This is a genomic window from Microcoleus sp. S36b_A4, assembly GCF_036700645.1.
Taxonomy (GTDB): Bacteria; Cyanobacteriota; Cyanobacteriia; order Cyanobacteriales; family Microcoleaceae; genus Microcoleus.
Window position 1 is genome coordinate 12,224 of record NZ_JAUBPI010000035.1, and the last position, 25,775, is coordinate 37,998.

Consider the following 25,775-nt stretch of genomic DNA (forward strand, 5'->3'; position numbering starts at 1 on the left):
GCGCCTCACTCCTGTCTCAATAATTTCAAAGTTTCTAACTCCGGCTTGCCGTAAGAATGCAGCCAGTTCCAGACCAATAGAGTCAGCAATCCCTCACTGATAGCCAGAGGTACTTGAGTGATAGCAAAGATGCCAGCAAACTTGAGAAACGAAGCCATAAAACCGCCACTAGCTGCTGGGAAAGCTAATGCTAATTGAATCGAAGTCGTCACATAAGTCAGTAAATCTGCCAAAGCCGCAGCACAAAAAATTGCCGCCCGCTGGCTACCAGTTCGCAACAGCAATTGATAGATAAAATACGCAGCGAAAGGGCCGACAATCGCCATCGAAAACATATTCGCTCCCAGCGTTGTCAAGCCACCATGCGCTAACAGTAACGTTTGAAAAAGCAGAACTAAAGCCCCCAGTACCGCCATCACCGAAGGGCCGAACAAAATTGCACCCAAACCGGTACCCGTTGGGTGAGAACAACTGCCCGTTACCGAGGGAATTTTTAAAGCAGAAAGCACAAAAGTAAACGCACCCGCCAAAGCCAACAATAGTTTAAGTTCGGGGTGTTCTTTTGTAATACGAGTAATCGATCGCAAACCTACTGCAAAAAAAGGCAACGCCACCATCCACCAAAATGCAGCCCATTGCACCGGCAAAAAACCTTCCGAAATGTGCATAGCTGCGGCGGGCGTTGCTAAACCCAAGACAATATAACAACTCAAGCCAGCCATCAATCCCAAGCTGACCAATTTCCGATTTCTGGCCTTCACGCTGAACCTCGCAGATGAGACTATGTAAATTAACACATCGGCGGGCATCCTGACTTAGAAAGCGACAAGACTCTCATTACAGTTGCGGGACAGCGCCGGACTTGCACCGAACTTTCCCCGTTTCCTCTAACGGCTGCTCCCCATTAGAACCGACTGGTTAGACATAGTTTAGTCGATCGCGTAAGTCTCAGCAAATCTTTTACAAAAATTCATTCAGATTAAATAAGTCAAAATTACCTATCATCTTCTCTTCTCTTCCTTGGCGTCTTCGCGGTTCGTTCAATAAATACTATTGCCAAACAAATCAACGGTATAATATTAGTGAGTTTTGAGGAAAGCCGCCATGTTAGATTACAAATTTCCGAGGCACTGGCCCTCAGCCGATGAACTACCAGACTCAGATGAAACGCCTGTGGATAACGAACTACAAGAACTAATACCAGGGTTGTTAAAAGCAATATTGCTCATACTTTGGGCAGAACGCATGGACTGGTTTTTTGGCATAGATATGGGTATTTATCATCACCCTGACGAACCGCCCATTGTCCCAGATGCTTTCTTAAGTTTAGGAGTAGAACGATTTTACGACGAAGAATTGCGTCCTAGTTACGTGCTGTGGGATGAAAATGTCATGCCACTTTTCGTCCTAGAAGTTGTTTCCCCAACTTATCGCAAGGAATACAGCACAAAATTAGACACTTATCAAGCTTTAGGCGTACTTTATTACGTCATTTATTCTTCCCGCCGCCGTCGTAAACCTCATTTGGAAGTACACAAGTTAGTCAATGGGAAGTACGAGTTACAGCCAGGACATCCAGTTTGGATGCCTGAAATTGGTTTGGGAATTGGTTGTGAAAGGGGAAGTTATTCTGGAGTGACAAGAGAGTGGTTGTATTGGTATGATGCCGATGGAAAACGTTATCTGACTCCTGAAGAACAGGTGAAAGAATCAGTCCAGCGCGCCCAACAGGAATCGCAGCGCGCCCAACAGGAATCGCAGCGCGCCCAACAGGAATCGCAGCGCGCCGATCGATTGGCCCAACGTTCCGATCGACTAGCTCAGCGATTGCGGGAGTTGGGGATAGATCCTGATAATCTGACCTGATGGCAATCAAGAGTACCAGACTGACCGACTCTAGACGCTCAGAAACCGGGTTTTTCAACAGAGTTCGATCGTCCTCAACCGAGGATTTTTTGGAAAAAACCCGGTTGCTGCCTCCAGAAAAGTGTGAATATTTATCGCAAAAATCAGGAAATATCGAGCTAGATTTTGGAAAAACAGAGAGTTGGACGGCAAACATTGCGATCGAGCTCGAAAACATGAAAATCAACAGAGGTTATTAAATAATGGTCATGAATCTGCGTTCTTACGATATCATCTGTTTTGGTGATGAAGTTCCAGGAGTTCTAGCTGTTATCTCTGCCTCCAGAGAATATCTTCGCCGAACAAAGCGTTATCCGCGAATTCTACTGATGTCGAAAGCAAGCTTGCAAGAAGGAATTGGCGGGCATTTGGTAAGAGGCGGTCTTGCTTATTTAGATAGAAGTCAGATTAGTGAAGAACTTCAACAATCTTTAAAGTTAGATACCTTTGGTTCACCAGCGACAATCTATAAAGAATTCTTACAAAAATCCGGCGTTAAAGCAATTGCACTCGACCCCCGCAAAGCCAGTGCAGCGCTGAAAGAAATGCTGGTAAAAGCTGGGGCTGATCTCCTCAGCAAAGTAGAAATTAAATCAGTCAGTAAAGAAGGTCAAAAAATTGTCAGTATAACCACCTCTCAAGGCCTAGTTTATGCCGGCAAGCAATTTATTGATGCCACTGTCAATGCCGAATTAGCTCAAGCTGCCGGTGTGAGAAAGCTGAAGGGATTTGAAACATTTGGTCTGCCTAACTCAGAACTTCCTGTCACCCTCGTTTTTGAAACTCAAGGACTCAGTGCAAGAGCACTGAAAGAATTCGATTATATTTATCTAAAACGCTTCACAAACCTGGCAGATTCAGAGGGTCAAAAATTTTTGCTGCACGCTGCCGCCAAGGATGCCAAACTAGCAGGAGAACTCCGCCTGGAAATGACCGACACTAGAGGCAATCTCAAAACTCTGTGGGCGGGAAACGATCACATCGATGTTCGCTCCCCGGCTCTGTCTGTAGCTTACCACTCCTTTAGAGGAATAAAACTATCTTTTCCTGAAACTGGCGTAATTTTAGATGAGGGAAATATAGCAATACTTCCCAATGATAGACTTTCGTGGAATGCGCTGTTATTTGCAGTCACCGCCAGCGAAGCAGAAGCCTTAGCGAGAAGCGGGAGCAAACCCACGGCTAATATGCAAAGAGAGATGTTATTTATTACAAGTTGGCTGAGGAGTTTGGGGGCTACTTCTGTTACTTATGCCTCAGAACTTTATATCAGACACGCCGGCAATGTGACGGGAGTTGTAGAACCTTTAACTGGCACACAAATGCTGTTAGGTGGCGTACCTGCTAATGAAGCCCTGGCAACATTTAGCTATCATTTTGATGTCCGCGGAGGCATTCCGGGTATTCGCGACAAAGCAACTAGCGTAGGATGGTTGAAAAGTCTGAGTTTTAAACAGCCTATCTTGAATATTGGCATCCGCCACGCATTAATTAAAAACGTTCCTAACTTGGCAGTGGTCAGTCCGTGTTCTGGATTTGAAGGGTTTGCTTGTTCTGTCGGCAGAATTGTGGAATTCAACGCAGCAGTGGGTCAAGGTGTGGGTATCGCTGCGGTTAATGCCATTCTAAATAACAAGAATCTAGCTGATGTATCTAATCGAGAAGTGAGACAAGTTCTCGCTGAAACAGGCCAGTTACCTAAAATTTTTGGAGTTCCAAATAATGGTGAGGCAATGCTATTGGCGCAATTTGAGAATCTTGCCAGTTCGGATGCTATTGCGTAATATAAATTCCGGTTGCACTCCTCATGACTGTTGGCTGTTGACTGTTGACTGTTGACTGTTGACTGTTAGCTGTTGGCTGTTGACTAAAATTATGCTTTCGGGATAACGGACTGTTTGGAAATTGGAACAAATACCGATGCAACCGGGAACGATTTAATAGCAACTTCAATAAACAATTCAGTAGTAGGTTGGGCAGGTGGAACGAAACTCAACCCAAAATTTTTTAGCAAGAAATGAGTGAAATTGCTATTAATATTATGTCCCTTCGATCGACAACAATCACGTTGGTTTGTAGTGAGGAATTTAATCCGCATAAAATTCTGAGCACTTCCGTCGTCACTACAAACCTATAACGGTGATTTTACCGGAAATTATATAATAGCTCGATCGCCTGCACCGAATTATTGTGCTGCGCGGCACTAACCGGTGAAACCACTTTTCAACTTGAGACTTCGCTTGATTTTTCCAGCTTGGTTTCCCGCACAAACAAGAAAAGCGGGAAAGCACAGGAAAACGAAACAAGCACACCTAGAAGTAGGTACAGCCCTACAAAACTTATATCCAATCGTTTTGACTCAGCGTACATCCAAGTGCTTCCTGCTACAGTTGCGATAAACAAATCTAAACTTACCGATTTCGCAGCCAGATTAGCCGAACTCTCCTTTACAAAGTCCAGCAAGCCAGCATTGCTAAAAAACTGCAAGTTATAGTACCAAGGCAGCACCAGCCCCAAAATTGCTAAGATGAGATAAATGGTTCGCTTAACGCTCATAATTACCCTACCTGTTCTTTGAGCGACTGTATTACCCTACTCGCTAACAACCAATCCTTACTTCTTCTGCGGGCACTTCGGATGAATTCCCCCCTGCAAACAAATGTAAGCAATTTGAGTTTTATCTAAATTTTTAGCTTCCGCAAAATCAACTCCTAGGAATCGACCGGATTTACTACCAGTCGGATTTTGAATAAATTGATCCGAAGCTGCCTTACCCAGAAACACAGCGCCTTTAAAATCTGCTCTAGCTAAATTCGCGCCCCTAAAATCAACCGAACTCACCTCCGCATTCCGAAAATTCGCATCTTGCAACTGAGCATCTTTTAAATTCACGTTGGCGAGTTTAGTCGAAGTCAAATCTGCCTTTTGTAAGTTGGCGCCGCTCAAATCAGCACCGGACAAATCAGCACCTTGCCATTCCGATTTAGACAAATTTGTCAAGGACAACTGAGCACCTTGAGCCTTCACTTTTGCCAAACGCGCGCCTGACAAATCCGCTCGCGACAAATTCGCGCTTCCTATATCTGCCCCGGTAAAACTTGCATTTTTTAACAGTGCTTCCTGTAAATTTGCTCCAATTAAAATAGCACTGCTGAAATTAGCTGAATTCAAATTGCCGTTTGACAAATTAGCTTTGTTCATGACAGCGCGCACAAAAGTAGTGCGGTTCATTACAGCACTGTTCAAAGATGCCCCGACCAAATTTACTCCTTCCAAATTAGCGCCACTCAAGTCAGAAATCCAATCGTCAAATGTACCCGGACGCCTGTCTTCGCCGGTGCCGTAAAAGCGAGCTCCCTGCAAGCTGGCATTGGTTAAATTGGCATTTCTCAACTTAATTCCCGACAAGTCAACTTTGTTTAAAACTAAAGTAAACTGAGACGGGCCGGCAGGACTTTGAGCTAAATCGGTGCGGCTGAGATCCGCGCCGTTGAGCTGGCTGCTATACACTGTGAGAATTTTGCCGATCGCCCTTTGTACTGTTCGCTGGCGGGCGGCCGCTAACTCGCGTTCCGGGGCCTTGCCGCCAAAGCGCAGGGAATCGAGATCGTTACTCAGGGCTTGATTCAACCGTTGCAACTCAGGCAAAGCTTTCGGCCCGCTACTGACTAAAGCTTGCTGGATCGCGTCCAGCATGGCGCGGTTGTCTTCTTGAGCTAGCAAATCCGCTAGCAGGGGTACGGCGCGGGAGTCTTCCACGGCCCCCAAAGCCAAAATAGCCGATCGCCTGCCGGATGCCCCGCTAGCCGATGTGGGAGACAATTTGCTGACTAAAGCTACAAATAATTCGTCGTTCCGCTGCCGGGAATCCCGCAAATTTGCTTGACTTTGAGTGTAGATGAGAGTGCCGACAAACAAAGTTAAAATCAATCCCGCGCTGCCGACGGTAACTATCACTAAAGTTGTGCCTGGGTGTTGGCGCATCCAATTCCACAAACTGGCATTTGTTTTCAGGCCGCTTTGTGGAGTCACCACCAAAGCCGCAATCTGCGCGTCTTCCTCCGTCCAATCTGGACTCTTGACAGGATCGGCAGACAGTTGATTTGATCGAGCATTGACCACCAAAGTATTCGCGAGGCGATCGTGTCCCGCTTGCCGTTTGTAACGCCATGCAACCGCCCCGTCTGCGAGCACTGCCAAGCCGCTCAGCCCCCCTAAAATCAGCAAATCAGGAAACGCACCGCTCAAGCGCCAAATGGCGTAAGCGACGCCCAGAGGCACTCCCCAGCGCCCCAAACTTTCGCGAATTAGCACGGGTCCAAAACCCGGAGGAGTACCCGACGCTGTGACAACTTTGACGCCGAACCAGCGTTTGGGGAGAGTTTGACCTGTTCTGGCGAGCAAAAACAGTTGCCACCCCGCTAAAACTGCCGGTGCCAGCAGTGCCCCTGACCAGAATAGATTAGTTAGGGGTGCGACTCTGGGGCTGCGATCGCGCACGGGTATGCCCAAGGTACGGGCGACGGTTTCGGATGCTGCTGCTATGGAGGAATTGAGCGGCACGGTTTGAGATTCATTGTTGACTAATGCCCCGATACTGAAGGGAACGAGGGCGCTGGCCGCAATTAACGAAATTTCCACTGCCCAAGCGCCGCACCTGCGAACCAGCAGTGGCATTTGCTTGGATTGTGTTTGCCAAGACGGATCGGGTTGATTGATGCCGCTGGGCGCGGTGGGGTTAGCCATATTTAGAAATTCCTATTATTTGTCGTTAGTATTTGAGGACTGGGGGGAAATTGCCAATTTATACGCTATGTAGATTAGCACTCCGAGAACGGCAAGAGTCATCAGCGCTGAAATTAGCTGTACGATGCTATTGAAGACTGTCAGGACAATTATCGCTCCGACGGCAAAGGCTGCCACCTGCCCAGGTTTGGGGAGTCTTTGAAAATTGTCCAGTAATTGATTGTAGAAGGTTCCGACGGCTTGATAGCTGTCTGGATTTTGTGTGATGAGTGGCGATCGTTCTACTTTAGCTTTTAGTTCTCCCAACGCTTGCTGCCAATTGAAATTATTTTGAGGATTCATAAAAAAATTCCGAAGTTATTTTAGATTAATGTGTTTGGAACCGCCATTATCCCCTACCGTCAAAGAACTAGAACCAAATGCCATTGTGTGAGGAAACATGAAGATCCATTACCTGGGCGATCGCGGCAAACTGTGGTTTAGCTCGATCGTGACCCTAGCCTTGGCAATGATTTTAGCGGATGCGGGTGCTGTTCGGAGCCAACCGCTACAAATTGCTCCCGGATTTCCCGAACCGCTGGGAGTTTCTGGAGTTTCCGGCGGCCCGAACAATAGCGGCGACTGCGGTTTTGTCTCTCAAGGGCCGAACCACGTCATTGAAGTAACGCAGGATTTGCCTTACTGGCGGATTGCAGTACAAACCGCTGGAGCTCCGAGTTTGATGATTCAGGGGCCGAGGGGGCGTTTCTGCGTCCTGCCGGCGAATGCTGCGGCGGGGAATGTAGAATTTTCCGGTTATGGGGACAAGGGGACTTATGTTATTTTTGTGGGCGATCGAGCTCAAGGTCAACACCCTTACTCTCTCTCTATTTCCCAAAAGCGAAATTAAAAATACAACGGAATTAGGACGCTTGCTGTGAGAAAATGGCTTTTTGGCGATCGTAAATAAGCCGGATTTCTAACAGCCCGTGCGTGGAATAGCCATTTCATATCAATTTTGTATTTGTTCTCTAACCCACTTCCGAAACAATCTGAGAGTTGGACTCGTGCCCACTGTTTGGCTTTGTTCGCAATATTGAGAAATAGCTTCAATAATTGGCAGATTGGGAAAAGTTGGACTAATTTCCGATTCAACATATTTCCCATCTTGAAGCACATTAATCTGAAGCTTGTTATTTTCATAGCGCCAGATTTCAGGTACTCCCAAAGCTTCGTAAGCATCGAGTTGAGTTTTGGAAGTTAGATCGACTTCAATTGCTAAGTCAGGTGGCGGATCGACAGTTAAGTCTATCCGCTTTTTGCCAATCATTAGAGCGTGATTCTGAATGTAAAAACATTCATCAGGCTCAATTCCTTGTAACATACTTTTTCGCTGGAAAGTCGTCGAACCAAATGGTTCAAAGTCGATTTCTAGTTCCTCAAACAGAATTTTAACTAAATAGCTAATAATGATTTTAGCTTTCTCATGTTCTGGTAGTGGCATCCTAATCTCCAAAGTTCCTTGACTGTAAGCTATTCTAGACCCACGGTGTTCTCCCAACTCTTCTAAAATTGCTTCAAATTCCTGCCAGTTGACATCATTGAACAGCACTCTATGTCCTGGGGGTACACTGATTTGTCTTAATTGCAGCGTTACCATTTCAACCTCCGATTTATTTAAGTTTATTATAACTGATACCATCTTTTAACTTGAGGGGTTGACAGCGCTATCTCAACTTAATTTACTGTTAACTATAGCCAAAAATCGAGCTGTCTAATCTGCGTTTTTTTGCTGCGTGTACAGTTCCTTAAACTTGCGCTGCTGCTCGTTGTGATCTACGATCGGAGAGGGATAATGAAGAAGTCTGCGTTCTAAAGACGAAATATTTCCTGTTAGCAAAACTTTAGTATCAACACGGCGCAATTCTGGAACCCAGTGCCGAATATATTCCCCCTCCGGGTCAAATTTCTGAGCTTGACTCGCGGGATTAAATATTCGCAAAGGTTTCGGGTCCATACCGCTCGATGCGCTCCACTGCCAGCCGCCGTTATTAGCAGAAAGGTCGGCATCTATTAATTTTTGCATGAAGTATTTTTCACCCCACTGCCAGTTAATAATTAAATCTTTGGTCAGGAAACTGGCGACTATCATGCGGCAGCGATTGTGCATCCAACCTGTCTGGTTTAACTGTCGCATTGCTGCATCGATAATAGGATACCCTGTTTTGCCTTTACACCAAGCTTGAAAAAGTGTTTCATCATTCTCCCAAGGAAAGTCTTTGAATGCTTGACGGTAGGGGCCGTCTGCTACTTCTGGGAAATTATACATGGCGTGTTGATAAAATTCCCGCCACGCTATTTCCTGTTGCCAAGTGCGGATGCTTGTACACGCTTCTTCGCTGCGGCAAGTGTCCATTACTATCTGGGTAGCTTGCCAAACAGTGCGGATGCCAATTGCACCAAATTTGAGGGCTGCGCTGAGTTGGGATGTGCCGTTAATGGCGGGGAAATTGCGCTGTTCTTGATATTGGTAAATTGCCCGATCGCAAAATTCTTCTAATTTTTGTTGCGCTGCATCTTCTCCGGGTTCTATTACTAATGGATTTTCCCAAATAAATCCCAAACTCAACGCTGTTGGCACTGTTTCCATTGCACCTGCTTGGTTGGCGATTGCTTGTTCTTCGGCGGTTAAGCCGGTCATTAATTCCAGATAAGTTATCGGCAGTGTCTCTACTGGTTGAGCTTTAGGTTTACTGTTCCATTTTTTCCAAAATGGTGTATAAACTGTGTAGGGAGTCCCTGTACCGCTGCGAATTTCATCTGGGGCGTGCAGCAGTTGATCCCAGAAATTTTGAACTTGAATTCCTGCTTGTTGGAGGGCGTTTGATACGGACTGATCGCGCTGTTTTGCGTAGGGTTCTACATCCCAGTTCCAAAATACTGCTTGAGCATTTATAGCTGTTGCTAATCTTGGTATTCCTAGGATCGGATCATCTTGAATTATCAGCAATTGGCTGCCTGCTTCCCTGTAACGCGAGGAGAGTTTTTGCAAGCAGCCGATCATGTAGGTGACTCTAGCTGGCGCTACGTCATCGCGATTTAGGATATTGCGATCGAGACAAAAAATTCCGACAACTTTCGGGCTTTGCTGGCGCGCTGCTGCCAGTCCGATGTTGTCAGAAATACGCAAGTCGCGGCGGTGCCAAAATAAAATGAGATTGGATATATCGGACATTCGATTTTAGATTTTAGATTTTACAGTCCTGGACACAAGAGGGTTCAACAACCCGGTTTCTAAGTTAACTTTTATCGGTTTGACGCAGGATTTTTATAAGAAACCGGGTTTGTCTGTCAGTCCTATTTAAGTCAAAAATGGACGGGCTAAGAAAAAGCTAGAAATGGATTTTGCGTCAATTGGTTCCCCAGCTAAAATAGCTTTTTCTAATTCTTCAGGGGTGAATAAAACTGTTTCAATGTCTTCATCATCGTCTTGTGCTGGCGGCTTTTCCAGTTTTTCCAAATCTTGGGCTAAGAAAGCATAAATGATTTCGTCAGAATAACCGGGGGCGAGAAAAAATTGCCCTAAGTTCTGCCATTTTCCAGCGCGATATCCGGTTTCTTCTTCGATTTCGCGTTTGATAGTTTCGGCGGGGCTTTCATTGATTTCTACCGTACCAGCGGGAAATTCTAAAATTCGCCCTTTTGTGGCAAAGCGGTATTGTCGCACCAAGACGAGTTTACCTTCGGGTGTGACGGGAACTGCCAGTGCTCCGCCTGGGTGGCGAATACATTCCCACTCGCCTTCGGAACCGTTGGGAAGACGGAGGGTAGCCACGTCAAAATTAAATTTGCGCCCTTGGTAAAATAGGCGTTGTTTGAGGAGTTGGGGTAGTTCTTGACCGATCGACATAAGCGACAAGCGAATAATGTTTGAGTGCACCGATTTAAGACATCATAGGCGATATCATAGGATTTTAGATTTTAGATGGGGAATGACTGATAATTATCACAGTTGGGAGCTTACCTACGGTTGCATTTTTTTACTGGTACGATCCGTGAATTTTGCTCCATTTTTACAAAGGAAATTTTTGCACTCCGGAACAGTCTGCGGTTTGCAGGAGTTGGACGATCGCATTTTTCGTCACCGGATGCACCCAATCCGGAGCAATTTCTGCTAAAGGTACTAATACAAAAGCTCTTTCGGTCATCCGGGGATGAGGTAGAGTCAGTGTCGGAGTTTCTAGGACTAAATTGTCGTACAGCAGCAAATCTAGGTCTAGGGTTCTTGGCCCCCATTTTTCTCGGCGAATTCGATTAAATTTTATTTCAATTTCTAATAATTTTGCTAGCAATTGTTCGGGTTCTAAAGCAACTTCTAGGATGGCGCAAGCGTTGATGTAATCGGGTTGCGGCGGGCCAACGGGGGCGGTTTGATACCAGCTTGAATGAGATTTTACTGCTATTCCTGGGGTGTTGTTGAGGGTTACGATCGCGCTTTTGAGTGTGGCGAGGGAGTCGCCTAAGTTGCTACCAAGGGCGATCGCACATTTTGTTGATTTCATAAAGAAGAAGGTTCGGCAACGGATTGTGTAACGGATGTAACGGATGTCAGGAAGAAGGAAGAAGGAAGAAGAGTAATGCGGGGGCTGCTTGAGCGATATCCTTTACTACCGACAAATATTTCGAGTAAAACCAGACCCTAAAAGCCTAATTTTTGGTGGTAAATTGAGCCTACAGGACATTTTTTTAGGGAAATGTGAGGACACAAAATATTATTTTAATCAAATATTAACCAAGTGTTAAATTTTATTAACTATCATTGACAAGTGTTAGTATTTAGTTTCAAACATAATGAATTTGTACCTACGCTTATTGTCGGCTGTCATTCTAGCAATTATCAGTTTAACAGCAAGTATATCAATAGGTTTGGCTCAAACAAAAGAGCGCTACCTTACCCTAGATTCGGACGGCAGTCAATCTTTTGCGAGTTTAGTGCAGCAGGCGGAAGATTTAGCGAAAGAGTCGATCGCCCGCGAGTTTCAAGAAAATCCGGCATTAACAGAAGTTACAATCATCATTACAGCCGATCGCAGCCGACAAAGAGTTCCAGTTTTGCGATCGAGAGTATCCCGCCACGACTGGCAACAAGATGCGAGAATTGAACAGTGGACTAGATATTTTGCCGATGCTCAATTGCTGCTGGGATTCCGAAACGGCAATATTTCGTCCCCAAATTCTGGGTATTCGCAAGTGATGAATGCACCTGCGCCTAGTCGATCGACATTCCGAGAAAATGATCCGGGTTTTCGAGATGATTGAAATCGGGCATCGGGCATGGGGCATTGGGCATTGGTAGCAAACAACAAATAACCAATTATTAACCCAAATATAATTCCACTTTAATTAACCTTCAGGTTAACTTCCCTTAATTGAACAGTGATAGAGTTTCATACGGAATCATCAGATTAGGGAAGTTGGGTTGAATAAGGAATTTATGTCTAAAATAACTCGCCGACAACTGTTAATTTTCTTCGGCAGCAGTGCAGCTACCACTGTGCTTGCCCCTCAACTAACTCAAACACTGTTTGGCATCAATTCCACCTCGACCGAAGCTGTGGTAGGGCCGCTCTCTTTCACTCCGTTAAGACTTCCCCACCCGCTGCCGGTTTATCAAGAATTGTCTAGCTTTATGCCGACGGGCTTAAACGGACAGGGAACCGTGATGGCGGCCTCGCAGAATACTAAATTAACCAGCTACAACGTTGTTGACGATGTGGTTGTACCGCCGGAATACGAACGGTATGTGATTCTCCGCTGGGGCGATCGAGTTTTCCCCAATCCAGCAGACTATTTCGGCTACAACAACGACTACACTGGCTTCGTAGGCCTTCGCGGCAGCAGTGACGACGGTTATCTTTGGGTTAACCACGAGTATGTAGGCTTTCCGATGTCGAAAGTGACGCCGGAAGCGCCGTCTGATCTGGCACCATTTCCCACCACCGATCGCGCCGTCCTCGGTATAGACTTATCGGTAAAAAATCGCGATACCCTCGGCGAATTTCTGTACAATCTTGGTGGTTCGATCGTTCGCATCACCAAACAGTCTAACGGTAGATTTGGGGCGATCGCCGGCGACCCCCTCAACCGACGCATTCACGGACTTTCAGGGCTAGGAATCAACAGCCAGCGTACCGACAAATACAAAGATGTCACCTCCTGGGGAACCAGACAAGGGGATAACGAGTACCTCACGGGCACGGGCCCCGCAGCCACCCAAGTCTTCGCGCAAGTCAACACCGACGGACTCGGCAACCGCATCATCGGTACAGCTTACAACTGTTCCGGCGCCACAACCCCTTGGGGAACAATCCTCTCCGCCGAAGAAAACTTCCAAGGTAGCGAACTATTCTTCGTCGGAGTTCAGGAAAACATCAAACCCAACGGTGGCCAAACGGGCTACGCCAAGGGCACTATCGGTGAGGAATTCGGCTTAGTCGGCGAAAAATACGGCTGGATGGTAGAAGTCGATCCCCAAGATCCGAGTTTCCGCCCCCGGAAGCACACATGGTTGGGCCGTTTCCGCCACGAAAACGTCGGGATTCGCGCTGAAGCAGGCCGCAAGTTAATAGGGTACATGGGGGACGATCGGCGCGGCGGACACACCTGGAAATTTGTCAGCAACGGTACTGTCACCAATCCCGCAGATAAAACCAACAGCCGATTGTTTGAAGACGGCGTTTTGTACGTTGCCCAATATAACCGCAACGGTACTGGAAGATGGCTGCCACTGGCATTAAATACCCCGACCAATCCGGTGCGTCCTTCTAAAGTTGGCGAGGCGGAATTAGCAAGTTTTGGCAAAGCTCAAAGAGATGCAAATACTCGCTTACCCAAACGCGCCGGAATTGCTGGTCAAACCGAAGACGGCGGTTCTTTTGTAGTAGATACAACCAATGAAGCAAATGCAATTCCGGGCTACCAAAATAAAACTCTGGCTAATTTCTACAGCAGCCAAGGTGCGGTGTTAGTTGATGCTTTCTTAGCTGCTAATTTGATTGGTGGCACTCCGACGGCGCGGCCGGAAGATTTGGAAGTTAATCCTACTACTAAGGAAGTTTTTATTGCTTATACGGACGCCGCACCCGGAAGCGACGGCTATCCAGATTCTCGCATTTTTACTGTTGCTAAATACGGTAGCGCCGTCAACAGCACCCAGCAGTCGGGAGGACTTTACAAAATAATTGAAGACAGTCCAGACGGTGCAGGTTTGACTTTCCGCTGGCAGCGTTTGGCCCAAGGTGGAGAAGCGGGTTCGGTAGCTGGGGCGGGATTTGCTAGTGTAGATAATTTGGCTTTTGACCTTCAAGGCAATGTTTGGGGTGTAACTGATATGTCTACGAGCACGCATAACGGTTTTGATGTGGGTGCGGCTGGAAAGCCAACGACGATCGACCACAAGAAGACTGGAAATGTGTCAGATTTTACTGGAGTTTTCGGCAACAATTGGCTGTTTTATATTCCTAGTTCTGGGCCGAATGCAGGAACAGTAATTCCGTTTGCTTACGGCCCGAATCGGTGCGAAATGACGGGGCCGACTTTTGTGGGAGATACGCTATTGCTTGCGGTGCAGCATCCGGGGGAAGATTGCCCGATCGATGATGGTACTGTACTCAGTCGGCAAATTGAAATGTTGGATTTGAACGGTGCTGTTTTCAATCAGACTCGTAGTGTTTCTCGCGGGAGTTTGTGGCCGAGTAATATTGAGAATGATCGGCGTCGTTCGCCTATGCCGTCGGTGATTGGAATTCGTCGGGTGCGATCGACTCCAACGGGTCAGTTTGTTTAAATCTCACATCTTGCACCATTCTCGCTTAACAGGCAAGATGCCTGTTCCACAAGACAATTCACTCTTTGTGGAACAGGCATCTTGCCTGTTCATAAAAGCTTATTGAGATGTTGCTGCGGTTGCCCCAAGTGATGGGGACGGGTACTCTTGGGGGTTGCGTACTTAGTGTGCTTAAATATTAGTTTAAGTAGCCAAAAACTAAACTACGTCTGAATTGACGGAAAAGCTGAATTTACCTCGCCATCTTAAAGCCGATATCAGAGGTTTGGATTCCTCTGATTTAGATATTCCTCAAGCCTGCTGAGTCTGACGGGTTGTCAGCCTGTCAGGGACTAAATTCCTCTTGTAAGCCACTGTAATTGATTAAGTGCGATCGTACCAACTTTGCAGCGCCAAGCGGTGAACTTCCCGCCAGCTAATATTTTTAAGTCGGGCAATTTCCGCGCAATCTTCGTATTCCGGCTGTACATTAACAATCGTTTCTCCAGACTTCGCAACTTTTATCTTAACTTCGCCGTATTCTGTTTGAACTGTCTGGATTTCTCGGTGCAAAATCGTTCTTTGTTGAGTCGATCGCCTAATCCCCAGAGTAGTAGTCTCGCGAAAGATCACAGCTTCGCAAGCATCCTCAAATTCTGGATGACAAATCGCAGTTAACAAAACCCCCAGCCGCGACTTTTTCATCACAATTGGGGCAGTGAAAACATCCAGAGCTCCGGCGGCAAACAAAGCATCAAAAACATAGCCGATCGCCTGCGGACTCAAATCATCAATTTGCGTTTCCAACACCGTAATAGTTTCTATGGAATTGGGCATTGGGAATTGGGCATTGGGCATCGGGAATGGGGAATTGTTTAAAAACTTCTCTCTTCCTTCTTCCCTATTTCTTCTATCAGTTACAGAATCCGTTGCCGAACTTCCTTCTTCCCTATTTCTTCTATCCGTTACATCCGTTACAGAATCCGTTGCCGAACTTCTTTCTGACTTCTCCCCAATCCAGAGGCGCAAAATATTAGGAATTGCCAGATTTCGAGAACCTGCACCCAAACCGATCGCCTGAATTTGCATCGGCGGTGGCGGGCCGAAAGCAGAGGCGAGAGTACAGGCGATCGCAGTTCCCGTAGGAGTACACAATTCGCGATCGATCCCGTTGCTGTAAACCGGCACTCGGTGCGTTTCCCACAACCGCATCACCGCCGGCGTCGGCACCGCTAATCTGCCGTGTGCAGCCTTCACCGTACCGCCACCAGTCGGCATCGCCGAAAAGTAAAACTCCTGAATATCCAACCAATCCAAACCCAAACAAGTAGCGACAATATCAATAATTGCATCGGTTGCCCCCACCTCGTGAAAGTGAACCTCGCTTGCGGGGATACCGTGTACGGCACCTTCTGCCTCTGCTAATTTGCCAAATACGGCCAAACTCCAAGCTTCCACGCGCGGAGGCAATTTTGCAGAGACGATGATTTGCTCAATTTCGGGTAAATTGCGGTGATGAGTGTGACTAATTTCTGCATCTGCTTCGCCGTGACTGTGAGAATGTTCTTCCCCGTGATGATGGTGGTGGCGGGCGTCAAAAGTCGGGGATTCGGTTTCCGAGGGATCGAGTTCGGTAGCGGGATTTTTGGGTTTTAACGACAAATCCGCAGCTAAATCGACATAAAATTTAGTGGCTTGTTGAGTATTCCGGTGGACTAATTCCGTCCGCAACTGGTACTCTGTCGAAATGCCGAGCAAATTGAGTTTTTCGATTAGGTAGTCTAAAGGAACGCCAGCGTGGATGAGAGCTCCAATGCACATATCGCCAGCAATGCCGGTTGGACAGTCAAAATAAGCTATTTTATTCATTGTTAACAATTAATTTTCAACATTGATTGTTTCACTCGATATTTCGAGCGCCCACTTAGCCTGCAATATCTTAACATGGCAACTATTTACGAAGTGCATCCAGTTGCACCCCAAAGAGACCGGATAGAGAAAATTAACAAAGCTCTGAAAGATGGGGCAGTGATGCTTTATCCGACAGATACAGTTTATGCGATCGGCTGCGATATCAACTCCAAGTCTGCGGTAGAACGAGTCCGGCAAATCAAGCAACTATCCAATGATAAGCCTTTAACATTCCTCTGTTCCTCTCTGTCAAATATCACCGACTATGCTGCCGTCAGCGATGAAGCATACAGAATTATCAAGCGGTTAATACCGGGGCCTTATACATTTTTGCTGCCAGCTACCAAGTTAGTGCCACGGTTGGTAATGAACCCAAAACGGAAAACTACTGGAATTCGCGTGCCCGACCAGCGGCTTTGTTTTACACTGTTGGAAGCCTTGGGAAATCCAATTATTTCAACATCCGCTCACATTACCACGGATGATGAAGGTGCAGCACCCGTGCCCGCAGGAAAAGCAGAAAGTTTTGGCAAAGCTGAACTTTTTGACTGTTTTTCAAAGTTAGTAGATGTCATTGTCGATGACGGTTCCGATCCGGGATATCAAGTTTCCACCATTCTCGATTTGACCGCAAGCGAACCGATTGTTGTTCGCCGTGGTTTGGGTTCGGAAGCTGTCGCCGTTTGGGAAAAAGATTAAAATTTTAAGGGGCCGGTTAAGCGCCTAATTCGCCCACAACCAGCCCCATTTTTTATTTCAAAGTAGCTTTAAGCTTCTACCTTAACTCCTTTCCAAAAAGCAATATATCCGGCAATATTTTTAGCAGCATCTTTTGGAGTAGGATAGTACCACGCAGCATCTTTATTAACTTGTCCGCCGACTTCGACACTGTAGTAACTAGCAACACCTTTCCAACCACAAGTAGTGTGAGTGCTGCTATCCTTGAAATACTCACGGTTAATGGCATCGGCGGGGAAATAATAGTTGTTGTCTACAATTTCGCACTTGTCGCTCTCGGCCAAAACGGCACCATTCCAAATTGCTTTCGGCATCAGTTTTTCTGCTTAAATTGAGATTCTCAATTATTGTAACTGTATTTGTGCTCAAAAGGCATAGAATAGTTGAGAAGCCAACAACCAACTACTGCAAATGCCAGCGTCTCATCCGCCAATATCTTCTGTGCCACTGTCCCTGGAACAAGCTCTTAAACATTTTTTTGGCTATGACTCTTTCCGTCCGGGACAGCAGGAAATTGTCGAAGCTGCTTTACAAAAACGGGATATGATGATTGTCATGCCGACGGGTGGTGGCAAGTCTTTGTGTTTTCAATTACCGGCACTGTTGAAACCGGGATTGACAGTGGTTGTTTCACCGTTAATTGCTCTGATGCAAGACCAGGTGGAAGCTTTGCAGGATAATGGAATTGGGGCGACTTTTCTCAACAGCACTTTGAGCAGTCAGGAAACCCGATCGCGCGAAACTGCGATTCTCGAAGGTAAGATTAAATTGCTTTATGTTGCACCCGAACGCTTGCTGGGTGAGAGATTTTTACCATTTTTAGATATAGTAGCAAATAAGTTAGGAATTTCGGCATTTGCGATCGACGAAGCCCACTGCGTTTCGGAATGGGGGCACGACTTTCGACCAGAATACAGGCAAATGCAGCGAGTGCGCGATCGATATCCCGACATTCCCATTATGGGACTAACCGCCACCGCCACCGAGCGCGTCCGCCAAGACATTATCCAGCAGCTAACTCTGCGAAATCCCTACATCCACGTCGCCAGTTTCAACCGTCCCAATTTATACTACGAAGTTCGCCCCAAAACTAAGCACAGTTTTGCCGAAGTTTTGCAAATTATCCAAAAAAAAGGCGGTTCGGGAATTATCTATTGCCTCAGCCGCAAAAAAGTTGACGAAGTTGCCTATAAATTGCAACAAAGCGGCATCCAAGCCTTACCCTACCACGCCGGCATGAACGATGTCGATCGCGCAACCAATCAAACCCGCTTCATTCGCGACGACGTGCAAGTAATGGTAGCCACAGTTGCTTTCGGTATGGGCATTAACAAACCCGACGTGCGGTTTGTAATTCATTACGACTTACCCAAGAATCTCGAAGGATACTATCAAGAATCCGGCCGCGCAGGCCGAGACAACGAACCGGCCCATTGCAGCTTATTTTTCGGCTACGGCGATGTCAAAACCATCGAATACATCATCGAGCAAAAACCAGATCCGCAAGAACAACGAATTGCCCGCCAACAGTTGCGTCGAGTCATCAACTATGCAGAATCCACCGAGTGCCGTCGTACAATCCAGTTAAGTTATTTTGGCGATTCATTCCCCGGAAACTGCGGTACTTGCGATAACTGTTGCAACCAAAAACCCGTAGAAGATTGGACGATTGAGGCAATGAAATTTCTTTCTTGCGTTGCGAGATGCCAAGAAAAATTCGGCATGAATCATATTATTGACGTACTGCGCGGTTCAAAAAATCAAAAAATATTGCAATACCAGCACCACCAACTTTCTACTTACGGAATTGGCAAAGATAGAAGTGCTGAGGAATGGAAAAAGTTGAGTCGTTCGCTGTTAAATCAAGGTTTTTTAGAGGAAAGAACAGACGGGTTTCCCATTTTGAAACTGAATGAAAAAAGTTGGGAAATCATGAAACGTCAGCGCACAGTTGAAATCGCCATTGAACCCCAGCGAGAAGTACAGGGTAAAGTTCGGTCTTTGGCAGTAGAAGTAGAAGGTTTATTTGCCATACTGCGGACACTACGCAAACAAATTGCCGACGAACAATTTGTACCACCTTACGTAGTTTTTGCCGATAAAAGCTTGCGAGATATGGCAGAAAAACGCCCACAAAATCTCACCGAGTTCGAGGAAGTTTACGGCGTTGGTAGCAACAAGCGAAATAAGTACGGTAAAGTTTTCTTGGAGGCAATTCGCAATTTTTGCCAAGAACAAGGATTGTCAAGTAGTGCTGCATCTTCTGAGGTCGCTAATCTTCCCAATCTTTCCAACGTTGCGTCTTATTCGCAGATGCAAACCTGGGAATTATACCGACAAGGTTTGACAGTTCAAGGAATAGCGAATGCGCGGGGGATGAGTCCTAATACTATTTCTGGGCATCTGATAGAATTGATGGAAATGGGCAGGGAAGTTGATATAAATTTGTTGGTTGAATCGGAACGCCAGCAGGCGATAGTGTACGCTATTGAAGTTATGGGAGATGAAAAACTGAGAGCAATTTATGATTTTTTGGAAGAACGTTATACTTTTGAGGAGATTAAGTTTGTGCGGGCTTGGTGGCGGCAAAATTATGTAGGTTTTTAACCGCCGATGTAGGCTGATGAACGCTGGTGGGCGCAGATAATTAATAGATAGGAGGGACAAATGATAATAAATAAATTAGCTTTTGGGGATAATATATTAAAGTAGCGTTTTTAACCGATATATTTTTTCCATTTGGCTGTGCTAGCTGGCAGATGTGGGGTTGGCAAAACTCAAATTTCAAAAGTAATTTTTAAATTGCTATAAGTCAGTAAGCTTGAGTTGGCTAACCGTCTCATTGTTCGCTATGGTTCGTGCCGTTGCGAGGGTAAGAAGCAATCGCCGAGACTTTCTTCTGTTCTCAATTTTAGTGAGTGAGGAGGGCGAGAAATTACCTTTTTAACTGAACCTTATTGAGGTATAACTACCTAGTCAAACCACTTTTTATATAAGTAGTAGAGTGAGAGAGATTAATCTTTAAATCCACACGCAGGAGACTCTTTACACTTACGCCCCGCTCCAATGATTGAATTATATTGATGCAGCCGGAAACGATATTAAGTGTCTCTGTGCAGCCATAAACACCCTAAATTTTAGCATGGTATTTGGTGTTGGGAAAATTATATAGATGGGTTTTTGAGGGCGAGAAAGTAAGTTTCTACACTTTAGCAGTGTACAATAAATAGTTGACTTCGTTAGCTAACCATTCGTTAAACAGATTGTGCAATATTTCTTGATACCGTTCAGGGGTTAATTCCGCCGGGAGAAACTTTTCAACCAGGAACAAGTGATATCCTAGCTCTGTTTCAATTGGACGAATTACTTCTCCGGGTTTAGCGCTAAATACGGCGACGGCTATGTCTGGTTTTAAACCCCAACGATAAACCTTGCCTTTGCAACCGCATAAATGCCGGCTATTTTCGTCAATGTCGTAAAGATGAGCAGCATCAAAAAAGCTGATTTCTCCTTCTTGAATTTGATAAAACAGTTCCTGAGCAAGCTGGGGGTTTGCAACAACTATTTGATAAAGAATTATTTGGTCGAATTGCAATTTGTTTTGAATAAAAATCTTTTCTACTTCTTTGCTGAACAAGTGTTCGGCTAGTTTTTGGCTGAGGAGCCGATCGCAAATTCCGGCTTCTAAATCTTCTACCGAAATCATCTGATCGACCAGCCAAGCAATCGTATCCGCCGCTTTCTCCAAACGCTTCTCGCGGCGGAGTTGGTCGCCCACAGCTTGAATTTCGTCGGGAGTCACAGTTAACCCCCGTTCCAGGGCTGCTTTCTCAATAACTTTTTTCTGCAAAACCTTTTGACTAAATGTCTTTATTTGCTGCTCTTGTCTGAGTAGTTCAATGATTTCACTTGCTTCAATCAATGGCCCGTAAAAGTCCTTCATCTTTCTCTCTCCACCTATATGACTTTATTAAGCTCATCCCCCGACGCTGCCTGCGGGGTAGTTGGGGTTAACGGTTAACGGTTAGCTACAAGATGTCATTTGGCAAACTAATAAAATCAGCATTGCTCAAAGTTGTTGCACCCGCTGCGTTAACTGTTCCCAAAACAACAGCTAAAATTCGATCGCCATTATTGGAACTAAACTTGAGCAGAGTGGCGTCTATCGTACCGTCACCATCAGTATCAAACGCGACGAGTGTCAAGTCTGTTACCGAAAGTCCCCCTATTAGCCCAATTTGATCGCCTTGAGCGGGATTGAAATCAACGACTCGATCGGCTAAAAATGGATTAGCTGCTGCACTCGCTGTTTCGGGTTGAAATGCAAAGGTATCAGCGCCGCTACCTCCAATCAATGTATCGGTGCCGAAGTCGCCACAAAGAAAATCGTCGCCGTTGCCACCAATCAGCAAATCTTGACCTTTCCCTCCCCGCAAAGTGTCGTTTCCATCGCCTCCATCGATCGCATCATCACCTCTGTTAGCTTGGACAATATCGTCGCCACTTCCTGCGAAAATTTGATCACTCCCGCTACCGCAAGTAATGACATCTCTATCGCTGGTGCCCCGCCAATATCCGTCGCCGTTACTGTCGTAGGTGACAGTTAATACCGCAGGATTATTGTCTGGGGCGGTAATTTCAGGAGGCGGCGTTGTCTCAGCATTGCTGTTGGCATTGTTACCGGGAAGTGCGATCGAATTATTGCTGTTACTGTTATTTGTGGGATCAGAAATTGTCGTACTCTCGTCGCCAGTACCCGTACCGTCTAGAGAGAAATTGGAAGGACTTGAATTGCTAGAAGTGCCGCCAGTTAGCGGGGTGAGCATTGCACCGTCATTATTTGACAGTATGGGTGTGGGCGTAGGTGCTGGCGCTGTGGCGTTAGTAGTTGGGGGCGCCACTGTGGAAGCACTCGCTGTCGCGCTGCCACTGCTAGATGTAGCCCCCACAGCGTAAGCAGTCTCACTACTTGTACTACTTCCCGTCGGGGAAGTTGCTCTCGCGCTGCTGGTACTGCCTGCACCGCTGCTATCTACAAAGGAACTAGACTTGTTGGAACTGCTGCTGCCACCACCAGGGTTATTCGCCAACGAATACAAGGTGTTTAAACTATTGCTGTTTCCAACAATATTATTTAAGGGATCAGGAGCTAATAAATCTAATGGAGGCATCGCGATTTATCTCCTTTGACCTATCAACACGAAAAGCACTTGCACGATCGCCGACACTCCGCATTTCAATGAATGCAAATGTATAATTTTAAAAAGTGTGAAGCAATTGCTCTTGACTTCACACTAAAGACCGAAATGTTTTTCATAAATGAACCTTGGTCTATTCCGAAAGTAGGACGGGACAACACTGTTACCAACACCAATCTGGGCGATCGGTACTGATTGCCAATGGCATTTGATTTAGCCATCACCATCACTCTCAAAAGGCTTGTATAAATTTAAACTGCACCTTCCTTGCACTCGCCCGTACTGAAAAAATATTAGGGCGGACTGCTAAAGATGAGCAAAAACCGTGTTTTATTTCGATTTGCCTAAATATATCTGGACTAATTAGAGGTATGTTGCCAATTTGGCAGATTTGTTTGAAATTATCAGACTTACGCCTGTTTTCAATTTTTATACTCTTTGTATCCGGGCGCGCGCTTGCTGGTGTTGAGAACCGATGACACACCGCTGCTCCCGTTCCTGAATTGTGATTAACAGAGCGGGGTTTGGCAACAGTTTGATGACTGTGGTTGAGCGGATGGGAGGGGACTTGGAACGGCGGTTGGAGGGGCTTGCATCAGCCTGGAAGGCGACGGATTTGGCCGATTTGAATATGATCGCGATCAAAGGGATGCGGACTCATGGCAGGTGCAGGGCGATCGCCCTGGTATTGACACCGACGTAGTTTTGCAGATATTGATCCCAGTCATCTGGTAATGAAACATAAGAAGCAAGATAAATATCGGGTTCTTCTTCATTCACACTTTGAATGCGGAGTTGACTGAGTTCAAAACTATCGGCAGAAAAATTACTCAAGAAGAGAGACATCCGTGTATCTGTACTAACTTTTGCTGGATGTAAGCAGCAAAAGCAGGAATTACCTCTTCTTCATAACCAGGCAGGCAAATAAGTCCTGTGTAATCTGCTATAATATTTCCTGCCATGGAGATTTCAGTTTCAAAGCCCCCTCCATCCTGGTGGGCTAATAAAGTTTTTAGAGGGAAAAAAGCAACATAGGATGAATCTTTTTTGGTATCTGGTTTTGCAGCTAATAGGAACCACGGCTCATGAACCCTCTGCAACCATCCAGATAACCAAATCCAGGATAAGAAGAAGTGAGCCTGATGATCTGCGGCGTATACAGAATCTCAATTTTCTCTGATTTTCTTAAATGTTTCAAAATTATCAATTTTCTCACTCTGCATATAATTTTTTCCTCACCAATTATACTCCCATATTTGTCGGTTAAGACTAGATATTCCTAATCCTCCTGAGAGGATTTCTGAAACCCAGTATTATCGATCATCTTCCTATCGGGTGAGACTATTAACGCCCAAAAAATGAAATAGAAGTACTGCGAAGTGTAGATGAAGCACTTTGGTTTCCAGTCCTTGCATAGGCTCTGGCTGTTGAATTGGCTCTACTATACTCAAGACTACCCAAGTCTTTAACCGTTGTGTTGGTTACAGCATTTGTATAAGTTTCATTACCAATAGCTAGTCCACCTGCAACAGCTATCGCATATCCAGGCTCGGCTGTTGTTGTGGCGAATGTATCAGCGTAAACATTGCTACCACCTTGTACAACTGTGCTTTCGCTTTCGTTAATGGGTTCTAAATAACTTAAGTCAGAGATGATTAAGCAATATTTCATGGCAGGATCACGAGAAGTTTTTAGCAGACTCAATTCATTTTAAATTGAAGATATACTAGAGCAACTAGATGTTGATGAAGTGCTGCTAAAACTCGATGAAGAAGACCTACTATAACTCGATTTGGCGTAACCACTGGAGCTATTAGCAGATGAAACCTTTACAGAAATGCTTTGACTAATTTCACCTCGATCATCGCCAGATGCTTCGATTACGCTTTTCGCCTCAGCAATAACTTTACCATCGGGTGAGACTATGCGTTTGACAACAAGTTTAGAGTCAGCCATGGGTTGAACACCGATTTTTATTGATTATAAAAAAATTGGATAAATCCTAAATCTGTAAGTCGTAAATGGTAATCACTTACGGCTCTATTTGAAAATAGATCTCGTCAGTTGATTACTTGTTTAAAAGCAAATTAATCAACTACGTAAATTACCTAAGTAAGGCGGTCAGAATCAACCCAACTCTGTAATAAAACCTCAAGTCTATGTATTAAGTTATTAGTAGGGCTTGAGCAATGAAGCCCTACTAGAAACCACATAGTTAGAATTGTTCCTGCCCACCTACTTATTCCAATTGCCAAGTGACTTGATGAATTGGAGTTATATGCTAGCTAGCTGCAGAAAATCCAGTGGAAGCAGAATACTCACCTTCTACAACAGTAGTAAAGATTTGGGTCGAGGTGTTTTTCCCAAAAGCTTCAGATTGAGCTGTCGCTAGATTGTTCTTGATGTCAACAAATTGCGTGTAAATCTTGTCAACGTCAAAACGTTCCTTAACATCGAGTTCGGCTTTGACACGGGAGTTGAGGCGGCCGAAAAAGATACCACCAACTACATCAGAAGTTTCAGCAGTTTCCAAGTAGTTCAGATCGGAAATAATCATGGCTTTTCTCCTTTTTCCTTGTGAGTTTTTTGCTAGAAGCAACCTTTGGTTGTTCTGTATTTAATATAGCTAGGCTAATCAGACCTGTGTTGCCATTTTGGCAGATTAATTTTGACAGGTACTGAAAACGTAAAAGGTAGGCTACTCAATCAACTTGAGTAGGACGGGCATTGCCGAAATAGAGGAATAACTGTATTAGACTCGATCGCAAAGCAGGATAAATTCACAATAGCTAAAATCGGGTTTCTGAGTATAAAGTAATTAATTTGGCTAAGGTTGCCATTTTGGCAGATTTATCGAAAGCGCGGATGTTAGATACTCAAAAACCCGATCGCCCGCGGTGAGTCAACCAAAAAATTGGTACACCCAACGCCCGCAATCGGGTTGTCGGTCAATCGACTAAATTACTTACCCGCCCAATTAAACCAGCGCGTCTTACATCCAGCCCAAAATCCTTGATTGTGAACATCAACCCCCGGCGCCGAGATATGTGAACCTGCGCCTGCGACTTCAGCTACAAAACCTGCGGTATCTGAGTGCAACTCGCTACCCATCGGAATTGCATCACCCCCTCGAACTCCGGCTCGTTTTTCCCTCACCACTTCCACATAATCTAAATCCGCAATTTTCCCCAATGCAGGCTTAGTTTCGGATTTACTCGACTTGCTGATTTGACTGTTTTCCTTAAGCAAGCGGTTGGAAGTACGGTAAGGGATATAGTCCAGAGGATTGTAACCCGTGCACCGCAAAAGTAAAAAACAAGCCCAAGAATACTTTCCTGCCAGGATGGCTGAAATTATCTCATCCAATTGTTCTGGTTTGATTCCAATTTGAGAATGATTGGCAGAATGGTGAAATTGGGAATTCATTATTTTATCCTGTTTTGTGTATATAGAGTGACAAAGGACAACAACCA

At 45.5% G+C, this 25,775-nt stretch carries 25 protein-coding genes and 1 riboswitch; of the genes, 9 read left to right on the forward strand and 16 right to left on the reverse strand.

What is annotated here, in order from left to right; genetic code table 11:
• Window positions 1-5 precede the first annotated feature (5 nt).
• The gene (locus tag QUA03_RS13655) at window positions 6-722 is read right to left on the reverse strand and encodes an energy-coupling factor ABC transporter permease (protein WP_333212870.1); all 717 of its coding nucleotides are present in this window, start codon (window positions 720-722) and stop codon (window positions 6-8) included.
• 61 nt (window positions 723-783) lie between these two features.
• A riboswitch (cobalamin riboswitch) is annotated at window positions 784-930 on the reverse strand.
• 174 nt (window positions 931-1,104) lie between these two features.
• Between QUA03_RS13655 and QUA03_RS13660 the strand changes: the two genes are divergently transcribed.
• From QUA03_RS13660 to QUA03_RS13670, 3 genes are all read left to right on the forward strand, one after another.
• The gene (locus QUA03_RS13660; protein ID WP_333212804.1) at window positions 1,105-1,866 is read left to right on the forward strand and encodes a Uma2 family endonuclease; all 762 of its coding nucleotides are present in this window, start codon (window positions 1,105-1,107) and stop codon (window positions 1,864-1,866) included.
• Window positions 1,867-1,955: 89 nt separating this feature from the next.
• Window positions 1,956-2,105 (forward strand): hypothetical protein, encoded by a 150-nt coding sequence (locus tag QUA03_RS13665; RefSeq protein ID WP_333212806.1) that lies wholly within the window; start codon window positions 1,956-1,958, stop codon window positions 2,103-2,105.
• Window positions 2,106-2,108: 3 nt separating this feature from the next.
• The gene (locus QUA03_RS13670; RefSeq protein ID WP_333212808.1) at window positions 2,109-3,689 is read left to right on the forward strand and encodes an FAD-dependent oxidoreductase; all 1,581 of its coding nucleotides are present in this window, start codon (window positions 2,109-2,111) and stop codon (window positions 3,687-3,689) included.
• A 439-nt stretch (window positions 3,690-4,128) separates the two neighbouring features.
• Here QUA03_RS13670 and QUA03_RS13675 read toward each other — a convergent pair whose 3' ends face one another.
• Genes QUA03_RS13675 through QUA03_RS13685 form a run of 3 tightly spaced genes read right to left on the reverse strand, consistent with a single transcriptional unit; the run spans window position 4,129 to window position 6,993 of the window.
• Window positions 4,129-4,461, reverse strand: a complete 333-nt coding sequence (locus QUA03_RS13675; RefSeq protein ID WP_333212810.1) for a DUF2834 domain-containing protein — start codon at window positions 4,459-4,461, stop codon at window positions 4,129-4,131.
• A gap of 57 nt (window positions 4,462-4,518) precedes the next feature.
• Window positions 4,519-6,651 carry a pentapeptide repeat-containing protein gene (locus QUA03_RS13680; RefSeq protein WP_333212812.1) on the reverse strand — a complete coding sequence of 711 codons (2,133 nt, stop codon included), beginning with the start codon at window positions 6,649-6,651 and terminating at the stop codon, window positions 4,519-4,521.
• Window positions 6,652-6,666: 15 nt separating this feature from the next.
• Window positions 6,667-6,993, reverse strand: a complete 327-nt coding sequence (locus QUA03_RS13685; RefSeq protein WP_333212814.1) for a hypothetical protein — start codon at window positions 6,991-6,993, stop codon at window positions 6,667-6,669.
• A 97-nt stretch (window positions 6,994-7,090) separates the two neighbouring features.
• On the opposite strand from QUA03_RS13685, the gene QUA03_RS13690 reads away from it, so the two are divergent.
• Complete coding sequence (locus tag QUA03_RS13690; RefSeq protein WP_333085546.1) at window positions 7,091-7,540, forward strand: hypothetical protein; 450 nt, start codon at window positions 7,091-7,093, stop codon at window positions 7,538-7,540.
• Between the two features lie 102 nt (window positions 7,541-7,642).
• Here the strand turns inward: QUA03_RS13690 and QUA03_RS13695 are convergent, their stop codons facing one another.
• The 4 genes from QUA03_RS13695 to folK all read right to left on the reverse strand — a co-directional run bounded on the left by QUA03_RS13695 (window position 7,643) and on the right by folK (window position 11,192).
• Window positions 7,643-8,290 carry a Uma2 family endonuclease gene (locus QUA03_RS13695; RefSeq protein ID WP_333212816.1) on the reverse strand — a complete coding sequence of 216 codons (648 nt, stop codon included), beginning with the start codon at window positions 8,288-8,290 and terminating at the stop codon, window positions 7,643-7,645.
• Between the two features lie 114 nt (window positions 8,291-8,404).
• Window positions 8,405-9,856, reverse strand: a complete 1,452-nt coding sequence (locus tag QUA03_RS13700; RefSeq protein WP_333212872.1) for an FAD-binding domain-containing protein — start codon at window positions 9,854-9,856, stop codon at window positions 8,405-8,407.
• A 135-nt stretch (window positions 9,857-9,991) separates the two neighbouring features.
• Window positions 9,992-10,540, reverse strand: a complete 549-nt coding sequence (locus tag QUA03_RS13705) for an NUDIX hydrolase (protein WP_333136399.1) — start codon at window positions 10,538-10,540, stop codon at window positions 9,992-9,994.
• A 163-nt stretch (window positions 10,541-10,703) separates the two neighbouring features.
• Entirely contained in the window at window positions 10,704-11,192 is a 489-nt protein-coding gene (gene folK, locus QUA03_RS13710; RefSeq protein WP_333212817.1) for a 2-amino-4-hydroxy-6-hydroxymethyldihydropteridine diphosphokinase, read from the reverse strand.
• A gap of 289 nt (window positions 11,193-11,481) precedes the next feature.
• Here folK and QUA03_RS13715 point away from each other — a divergent pair, with 289 nt between their 5' ends.
• Both QUA03_RS13715 and QUA03_RS13720 read left to right on the forward strand, forming a co-directional pair.
• Window positions 11,482-11,949: a hypothetical protein gene (locus tag QUA03_RS13715; protein WP_333212818.1), complete on the forward strand. Its 468-nt coding sequence runs from the start codon at window positions 11,482-11,484 to the stop codon at window positions 11,947-11,949.
• Between the two features lie 175 nt (window positions 11,950-12,124).
• Window positions 12,125-14,476 (forward strand): PhoX family phosphatase, encoded by a 2,352-nt coding sequence (locus tag QUA03_RS13720; RefSeq protein WP_333212819.1) that lies wholly within the window; start codon window positions 12,125-12,127, stop codon window positions 14,474-14,476.
• 363 nt (window positions 14,477-14,839) lie between these two features.
• Here QUA03_RS13720 and larC read toward each other — a convergent pair whose 3' ends face one another.
• Entirely contained in the window at window positions 14,840-16,324 is a 1,485-nt protein-coding gene (gene larC / locus QUA03_RS13725) for a nickel pincer cofactor biosynthesis protein LarC (protein WP_333212821.1), read from the reverse strand.
• A 75-nt stretch (window positions 16,325-16,399) separates the two neighbouring features.
• Between larC and QUA03_RS13730 the strand changes: the two genes are divergently transcribed.
• Window positions 16,400-17,065: an L-threonylcarbamoyladenylate synthase gene (locus tag QUA03_RS13730; protein WP_333212823.1), complete on the forward strand. Its 666-nt coding sequence runs from the start codon at window positions 16,400-16,402 to the stop codon at window positions 17,063-17,065.
• Window positions 17,066-17,133: 68 nt separating this feature from the next.
• On the opposite strand, the gene QUA03_RS13735 is transcribed toward QUA03_RS13730, so the two are convergent.
• Window positions 17,134-17,418 carry a DUF427 domain-containing protein gene (locus QUA03_RS13735; protein WP_190738299.1) on the reverse strand — a complete coding sequence of 95 codons (285 nt, stop codon included), beginning with the start codon at window positions 17,416-17,418 and terminating at the stop codon, window positions 17,134-17,136.
• Between the two features lie 97 nt (window positions 17,419-17,515).
• On the opposite strand from QUA03_RS13735, the gene recQ reads away from it, so the two are divergent.
• Complete coding sequence (gene recQ / locus QUA03_RS13740; RefSeq protein ID WP_333212825.1) at window positions 17,516-19,711, forward strand: DNA helicase RecQ; 2,196 nt, start codon at window positions 17,516-17,518, stop codon at window positions 19,709-19,711.
• A 595-nt stretch (window positions 19,712-20,306) separates the two neighbouring features.
• Here the strand turns inward: recQ and QUA03_RS13745 are convergent.
• Window positions 20,307-21,047 carry a peptidylprolyl isomerase gene (locus QUA03_RS13745; protein ID WP_333212827.1) on the reverse strand — a complete coding sequence of 247 codons (741 nt, stop codon included), beginning with the start codon at window positions 21,045-21,047 and terminating at the stop codon, window positions 20,307-20,309.
• An 85-nt stretch (window positions 21,048-21,132) separates the two neighbouring features.
• On the reverse strand, window positions 21,133-22,275 hold the full coding sequence (locus QUA03_RS13750; protein ID WP_333212829.1) for a hypothetical protein: 1,143 nt from the start codon (window positions 22,273-22,275) through the stop codon (window positions 21,133-21,135).
• 532 nt (window positions 22,276-22,807) lie between these two features.
• Here QUA03_RS13750 and QUA03_RS13755 point away from each other — a divergent pair.
• On the forward strand, window positions 22,808-23,005 hold the full coding sequence (locus QUA03_RS13755) for a hypothetical protein (protein WP_333212830.1): 198 nt from the start codon (window positions 22,808-22,810) through the stop codon (window positions 23,003-23,005).
• Here QUA03_RS13755 and QUA03_RS13760 read toward each other — a convergent pair.
• The 4 genes from QUA03_RS13760 to QUA03_RS13775 form a co-directional block, all read right to left on the reverse strand.
• Window positions 22,960-23,148, reverse strand: coding sequence for a hypothetical protein (locus tag QUA03_RS13760; protein WP_333212832.1), 189 nt, complete (start codon window positions 23,146-23,148; stop codon window positions 22,960-22,962). The two genes, QUA03_RS13755 and QUA03_RS13760, sit on opposite strands and share 46 nt — an antisense overlap.
• Window positions 23,149-23,646: 498 nt before the next feature.
• Window positions 23,647-24,006: a TonB-dependent receptor gene (locus QUA03_RS13765; RefSeq protein WP_333212833.1), complete on the reverse strand. Its 360-nt coding sequence runs from the start codon at window positions 24,004-24,006 to the stop codon at window positions 23,647-23,649.
• A gap of 577 nt (window positions 24,007-24,583) precedes the next feature.
• Entirely contained in the window at window positions 24,584-24,859 is a 276-nt protein-coding gene (locus QUA03_RS13770) for a hypothetical protein (protein WP_333212835.1), read from the reverse strand.
• A gap of 404 nt (window positions 24,860-25,263) precedes the next feature.
• Window positions 25,264-25,728: a HetP family heterocyst commitment protein gene (locus QUA03_RS13775; protein WP_333212837.1), complete on the reverse strand. Its 465-nt coding sequence runs from the start codon at window positions 25,726-25,728 to the stop codon at window positions 25,264-25,266.
• Window positions 25,729-25,775: the final 47 nt, after the last annotated feature.

What these genes read in the sequence shown, in the direction of transcription:
- QUA03_RS13655 (WP_333212870.1), bottom strand. Translation starts at nt 722, where the DNA reads ATGGCTGGCTTGAGTTGTTATATTGTCTTGGGTTTAGCAACGCCCGCC.
- QUA03_RS13660 (WP_333212804.1), top strand. Translation starts at nt 1,105, where the DNA reads ATGTTAGATTACAAATTTCCGAGGCACTGGCCCTCAGCCGATGAACTA.
- QUA03_RS13670 (WP_333212808.1), top strand. Translation starts at nt 2,109, where the DNA reads ATGGTCATGAATCTGCGTTCTTACGATATCATCTGTTTTGGTGATGAA.
- QUA03_RS13675 (WP_333212810.1), bottom strand. Translation starts at nt 4,461, where the DNA reads ATGAGCGTTAAGCGAACCATTTATCTCATCTTAGCAATTTTGGGGCTG.
- QUA03_RS13680 (WP_333212812.1), bottom strand. Translation starts at nt 6,651, where the DNA reads ATGGCTAACCCCACCGCGCCCAGCGGCATCAATCAACCCGATCCGTCT.
- QUA03_RS13685 (WP_333212814.1), bottom strand. Translation starts at nt 6,993, where the DNA reads ATGAATCCTCAAAATAATTTCAATTGGCAGCAAGCGTTGGGAGAACTA.
- QUA03_RS13690 (WP_333085546.1), top strand. Translation starts at nt 7,091, where the DNA reads ATGAAGATCCATTACCTGGGCGATCGCGGCAAACTGTGGTTTAGCTCG.
- QUA03_RS13695 (WP_333212816.1), bottom strand. Translation starts at nt 8,290, where the DNA reads ATGGTAACGCTGCAATTAAGACAAATCAGTGTACCCCCAGGACATAGA.
- QUA03_RS13705 (WP_333136399.1), bottom strand. Translation starts at nt 10,540, where the DNA reads ATGTCGATCGGTCAAGAACTACCCCAACTCCTCAAACAACGCCTATTT.
- folK (WP_333212817.1), bottom strand. Translation starts at nt 11,192, where the DNA reads ATGAAATCAACAAAATGTGCGATCGCCCTTGGTAGCAACTTAGGCGAC.
- QUA03_RS13715 (WP_333212818.1), top strand. Translation starts at nt 11,482, where the DNA reads ATGAATTTGTACCTACGCTTATTGTCGGCTGTCATTCTAGCAATTATC.
- QUA03_RS13720 (WP_333212819.1), top strand. Translation starts at nt 12,125, where the DNA reads ATGTCTAAAATAACTCGCCGACAACTGTTAATTTTCTTCGGCAGCAGT.
- larC (WP_333212821.1), bottom strand. Translation starts at nt 16,324, where the DNA reads ATGAATAAAATAGCTTATTTTGACTGTCCAACCGGCATTGCTGGCGAT.
- QUA03_RS13730 (WP_333212823.1), top strand. Translation starts at nt 16,400, where the DNA reads ATGGCAACTATTTACGAAGTGCATCCAGTTGCACCCCAAAGAGACCGG.
- QUA03_RS13735 (WP_190738299.1), bottom strand. Translation starts at nt 17,418, where the DNA reads ATGCCGAAAGCAATTTGGAATGGTGCCGTTTTGGCCGAGAGCGACAAG.
- recQ (WP_333212825.1), top strand. Translation starts at nt 17,516, where the DNA reads ATGCCAGCGTCTCATCCGCCAATATCTTCTGTGCCACTGTCCCTGGAA.
- QUA03_RS13745 (WP_333212827.1), bottom strand. Translation starts at nt 21,047, where the DNA reads ATGAAGGACTTTTACGGGCCATTGATTGAAGCAAGTGAAATCATTGAA.
- QUA03_RS13750 (WP_333212829.1), bottom strand. Translation starts at nt 22,275, where the DNA reads ATGCCTCCATTAGATTTATTAGCTCCTGATCCCTTAAATAATATTGTT.
- QUA03_RS13760 (WP_333212832.1), bottom strand. Translation starts at nt 23,148, where the DNA reads ATGTCTCTCTTCTTGAGTAATTTTTCTGCCGATAGTTTTGAACTCAGT.
- QUA03_RS13770 (WP_333212835.1), bottom strand. Translation starts at nt 24,859, where the DNA reads ATGATTATTTCCGATCTGAACTACTTGGAAACTGCTGAAACTTCTGAT.
- QUA03_RS13775 (WP_333212837.1), bottom strand. Translation starts at nt 25,728, where the DNA reads ATGAATTCCCAATTTCACCATTCTGCCAATCATTCTCAAATTGGAATC.